Source organism: Zavarzinella formosa DSM 19928 (assembly GCF_000255705.1).
Classification (GTDB): Bacteria; Planctomycetota; Planctomycetia; order Gemmatales; family Gemmataceae; genus Zavarzinella; species Zavarzinella formosa.
The window spans coordinates 1-4,406 of record NZ_AIAB01000508.1 but is presented as its reverse complement, the minus strand read 5'-3'; the positions used below and the strand labels follow the sequence as shown (position 1 = coordinate 4,406).

5 protein-coding genes are annotated in these 4,406 nt (G+C 54.6%); 3 read left to right on the top strand and 2 right to left on the bottom strand.

Annotated features, from left to right (window positions below):
- Positions 1-61 precede the first annotated feature (61 nt).
- Complete coding sequence (locus tag BGIM_RS0100235; RefSeq protein ID WP_157368522.1) at positions 62-235, bottom strand: helix-turn-helix domain-containing protein; 174 nt, start codon at positions 233-235, stop codon at positions 62-64.
- Positions 236-551: 316 nt separating this feature from the next.
- Between BGIM_RS0100235 and BGIM_RS0100230 the strand changes: the two genes are divergently transcribed.
- From BGIM_RS0100230 to BGIM_RS47810, 3 genes are all read left to right on the top strand, one after another.
- Positions 552-1,163 (top strand): hypothetical protein, encoded by a 612-nt coding sequence (locus BGIM_RS0100230; protein ID WP_157368521.1) that lies wholly within the window; start codon positions 552-554, stop codon positions 1,161-1,163.
- The gene (locus BGIM_RS0100225) at positions 1,160-2,215 is read left to right on the top strand and encodes an XRE family transcriptional regulator (RefSeq protein ID WP_020467845.1); all 1,056 of its coding nucleotides are present in this window, start codon (positions 1,160-1,162) and stop codon (positions 2,213-2,215) included. Before BGIM_RS0100230 ends, BGIM_RS0100225 begins: the two co-directional genes overlap by 4 nt.
- A gap of 89 nt (positions 2,216-2,304) precedes the next feature.
- Entirely contained in the window at positions 2,305-3,570 is a 1,266-nt protein-coding gene (locus BGIM_RS47810) for a transposase (RefSeq protein WP_020467844.1), read from the top strand.
- A 52-nt stretch (positions 3,571-3,622) separates the two neighbouring features.
- Here BGIM_RS47810 and BGIM_RS0100215 read toward each other — a convergent pair whose 3' ends face one another.
- On the bottom strand, positions 3,623-4,051 hold the full coding sequence (locus BGIM_RS0100215) for a hypothetical protein (protein WP_157368520.1): 429 nt from the start codon (positions 4,049-4,051) through the stop codon (positions 3,623-3,625).
- Between the last annotated feature and the right edge of the window lie 355 nt (positions 4,052-4,406).

Sequence of the window (4,406 nt, the reverse complement as noted above, 5' to 3'; positions counted from 1 at the left end):
CGGCTTTGCCACGCTAGCCCCACTTGCAACGATAGGTGACGGGGTGCAACGCTAGGTCAAACTATAGCAAATCTTTGACTTTGACGCCGAGAGCGTCGGCAAGCGATTCGAGCGATGAAAGTCGCGGGTCTTTCACCTTGTTGAACAACTGCCATACCGACGCCCTCGCGGTTGCCGGTGGGTAGCCCATCTTGATGCCGAGTTCCTCCAAGGTCATCCCGGAGTCTTTCAGCATTGTCTCGGCTCTCGCCAACGCCTTTTTGCCCAATGCACTTTCCATAACCGTAAGTATATATATTAATTGACAAAAATCAAGCGGCCCGTTTGCCGTGAGGGGCGATGACGTTTAGCCGTAAGTTTGGGCGAAAACAGGGAGGGAATTGGGCGTGCATAATTTTGTGCATAATTTGGTTGTATTTTTGTAAAGATCCGTTTATCCTGATTGGATGAACACCACTAACTTTCGCGGCGTCCAACCCAATCTCTTCGGGCCCCGTTTTGAGCGGATGAGCCAAGAAGAGATAATTGACATTTTGGAGCCGCATTTCCCGATGCTTCATGCCTCGATCATGGGGCCGTGGGAAGAGTTGGTCGAGTACAGAACGAACGACAAGAACTTCATCGACATGAAAGAAGGCGATTGCGCCGTTTGGCTGACGATGCAATCGCAAATCCGCGCCCGAAGCCTTCTTGACGGGAAGCCGGGATTTCGATTGTTCGACCAGCATCAAAAACTGGTAATCGTCATCGAAGATAAGATCGCCGTCACCATCAAAAAACTGACGTATCGGCAACGCACGGCAGCGGATCGCCCTCGACTCGAACGGAGTAACTACTCCACGCCAAGAAATGTCAAATTTTGGGACCAGCGGCGGGACTCGGGCATCCCGGACTATCCCCGCGTCATCTTGGGATACGAGCTATTAAAGGAGATCACGGAAGTCCGTTTGGTGATCGCTTACAGCCGCAGCCAAGGGAAGCATGTGGATTGGGCATACGTTATGCCGCCTCAGCCTTCGCTCGTGCCGGTTGGCTTTACGCCTCAACTGGCTTCTGTGCCGATGGATGACAGTCACGATGACTTGGACCAGAAGGGATTCTCGATCTCCGAAGCCGACACTTCTGAGCGAGCGGCAGGTGGAGAAGTCGAAGGAACACGATGAACAAGATTAACCCGGAAATGATCGTCCTTGGCCGCGAACTTTGCGGTCTCACACAAGCGGAACTGGCAACCGGCGTTTCGCTTAATCAGGCGACGATTTCCCGTTACGAGTCTGGGGCTGTAGAGGTCCCCGACGAACACATCCGCACCATCGCTGAATTCTTGGGCCGGCCGGAATCGTTCTTTCGATGGCCGGACCAGTTGTACGGTGCGAGTTGCATGTACCACCGCAAGAATCGCCGGCTTTCGGTTGCGGAACTCACGGTCATCCACGCCAAAGTAAACCTGTTGCGGATTCAGGCATCGCGACTTCTCAAACAAGCCAAGGTCACGAGCAAGTATTCGTTTTACCGAATGGATCAGGCCAAACTTGGCAGCCCGGAAGAGTGTGCCAGACGGCAGCGGCAACTTTGGCAAATGCCAAGCGGACCGGCCCGAAACGTGGTTTCGTCGATTGAACGGGCAGGCGGCATGGTCTTCCGTTGCCCGTTTGGGGAGACTCGCGTTGACGGTGTCAGTCAGTGGCCACTTGACGCCCCGAACATGCCGCCGATTTTTTTCGTTCACGAGGACATTCCGGGCGACCGTGAACGCCTGACCCTATCCCATGAAGTCGGGCACGTTGTCATGCACCACTTGCCAACGGAAGGCGATTTGGAAGACGAAGCGAATCGGTTCGCGGCCGAATTTTTGATGCCGGCCGACGAGATCAAGGACGAATTGCGGAATCTTACTCTGCCCAAGGCGGCGGCTCTAAAGTCGTATTGGAAAGTGTCGATGCAAGCGTTAATTGTCCACGCCCACCGACTCGGTAGTATCACTGACAATCAGTACCAGTACCTATTTCGGCAGTTGAGTACACGGGGCTACCGGACTTGTGAGCCGTGCCCGATTCCGCCGGAAGAGCCAGAAATGTTTAAGGACGTGGTCGAATTCCACCAGAAGAAGTTGCGTTGGGCCATGAGCGACTTGTCTGAATTCCTTGGGGAGTCCGAGGAAAACTTCCGTGACAAGTACGGCCAGAACTTTTCAAACTTCCGTCTCGTTGGGTAACACCATCACTGGCAAAAATGTAAATAAAAACATTGACATCCCTTGTGACGACTGTATATTAATTTATATACAAGACACGGGAGACATCCATGAACGCTCGGGAAGAACGCGGCCTCATCATCGCGGCCACCTGCCGGTTAAATCGCCTGAGCAACGGCACTTGGTTGGTCCCGAGTCAGACGCGGGGAGGTGACATTGCCGCGTATCAAGTCAACTTGGAAGCCAAGACTTGCACCTGTCCTGACCATGTTGAGGGCGGCTTCACCTGCAAGCACTATTTCGCGGCGTCCATCGTCCACAAGCGGGACATTCTGCCGGATGGAACCATCGTCGAAACCAAGACGATGACGATCACGGAAAAGAAGGTCTACAAGCAAGACTGGCCAAAATACAACGCGGCCCAAGCCACCGAGAAGCGGCGGTTCCGCGTCTTGTTGCACGAACTTTGCCGCCGTCTTCCCCTCCGCGACCGGGCCGGTAATACGAGCGGCCAGAATCCGCACCTGCCCTCTGATGCCGTGTTCACGATGGCGTACAAGGTCTATTGCGGCCTGAGTGCCCGCCGGTTCTCAACCGATCTTCTCGAAGCCCATGAGATGGGATTCGTCAGCAAGCCGATTCCCGGCATGAAGGCGACGACGTTCGCGGAAGATGCGTATTACACGCCGATCTTGCGTGAACTGGTCGGATACAGTGCCCGCCCGCTCCGGGCGTTGGAACGGGACTTCGCCATCGACAGCAGCGGGTTCGGCAGCACGAAGTACGAGAAGTGGTACGACCACAAGTACGGCATCACGCGGAATCGTTGCGTGTGGGTCAAGACGCATATCGCGTCCGGCGTCAAAACGAACGTGGTCACGGCGGTTCGGATTCTCGACAAGGACGCGGCCGACGCTCCCCAATTCGTGCCGTTGCTCAAGGAAACCCGGAAGCACTTCACCATCGGCGAAGTGTCGGCCGACAAGGCGTATGCCAGTCTGGAAAACTTTGAGGCGGTCGCGGAGTGCGGCGGGGAAGCGTTCATCGCCTTTAAGAACAACACCACGGGGGCCATCGGTGGCCAGTTCGAGAAGGCATTCCACTACTTCAAGTTCAACCAAGACGAGTACATGGCCCATTACCACAAGCGGAGCAACGTGGAATCGACATTCTCAGCCATCAAGCGGAAATTCGGGGCTGATGTGGTGAGCAAGGCCCCCACGGCGATGGTCAACGAAGTGCTTTGCAAGATCATCTGCCATAACCTGACCTGTCTGATTCAGGAACAGGAATCGCTTGGCATCGTGCCGGTGTTCTGGAAGGATGAGCAGGAGTGTCGGAAGGCGTTTGAGCCGGTTGTTGGATCGGTGTGCTGAGGCTGGAAAGGCAAACTCGGGATCGAGGACAGACCGAGTTTTCATGCGTGGTCTAGCATGCGTTGGAAATCATTCCGATGAGAGCCAATGCAATGGCCAAAGCAAAACCGATACCGGCCGCCTTCAACCAAAATGACTTGAGAGAAATTGCTTTTTGTTCCGATTCCCGGCAACTGCGATAATCATCGAGTTTTACACGGCATTTGCGTGGATACATGCCCCAAACCGAACAGGTCAGCGAAATAAGCAGGGCACAAATGACCGCTACTCGCCACCGTTCCGGCACTGCGGAATCTCGCAGGACAACCAGTCCGCCAGCCATCGCTGCCGTGAGTGCGGCAAGTTTTTGAAGTGTGTCGTTTAGTGCGGTGGCCGAGTTCTTAACTGAGTTGCGGGCCATCTCCGCCCACATCTCATCTTCTTCCGTAATTGGCCGACCTTCTCGTATCACAGCGTGAATTTTTTCTTGCAATTTTCGCACTCGATTTTTGGGCTATTATTCGGCTCACCACTTCCCGCCGGGCGAAGTGGACTCAAACTCTTGTGCCGAATATGTTCATCGCCCGCTTCGGTATCGTACTCAAAAACATGCTTACAAAACGGACAGCGGACTGATTCTTTTGCATTCACGACTTTGGTTCCTGACAGGCACACCCGCCCCGAAGACCGGGGAACCAACTCCGAATCGTCGGGACGGGCCAACGGGTAGCTACTCCCGCCGTCCTGATACTCTCACTATAGCAGGAATCTCCAAGTCAATGGGAAGTGGACTTGCCACGTTAGGGTTGAAGATGCAACGATAGGGGGCCAAAATGGGGGCTAGCGTGGCAAAGCCC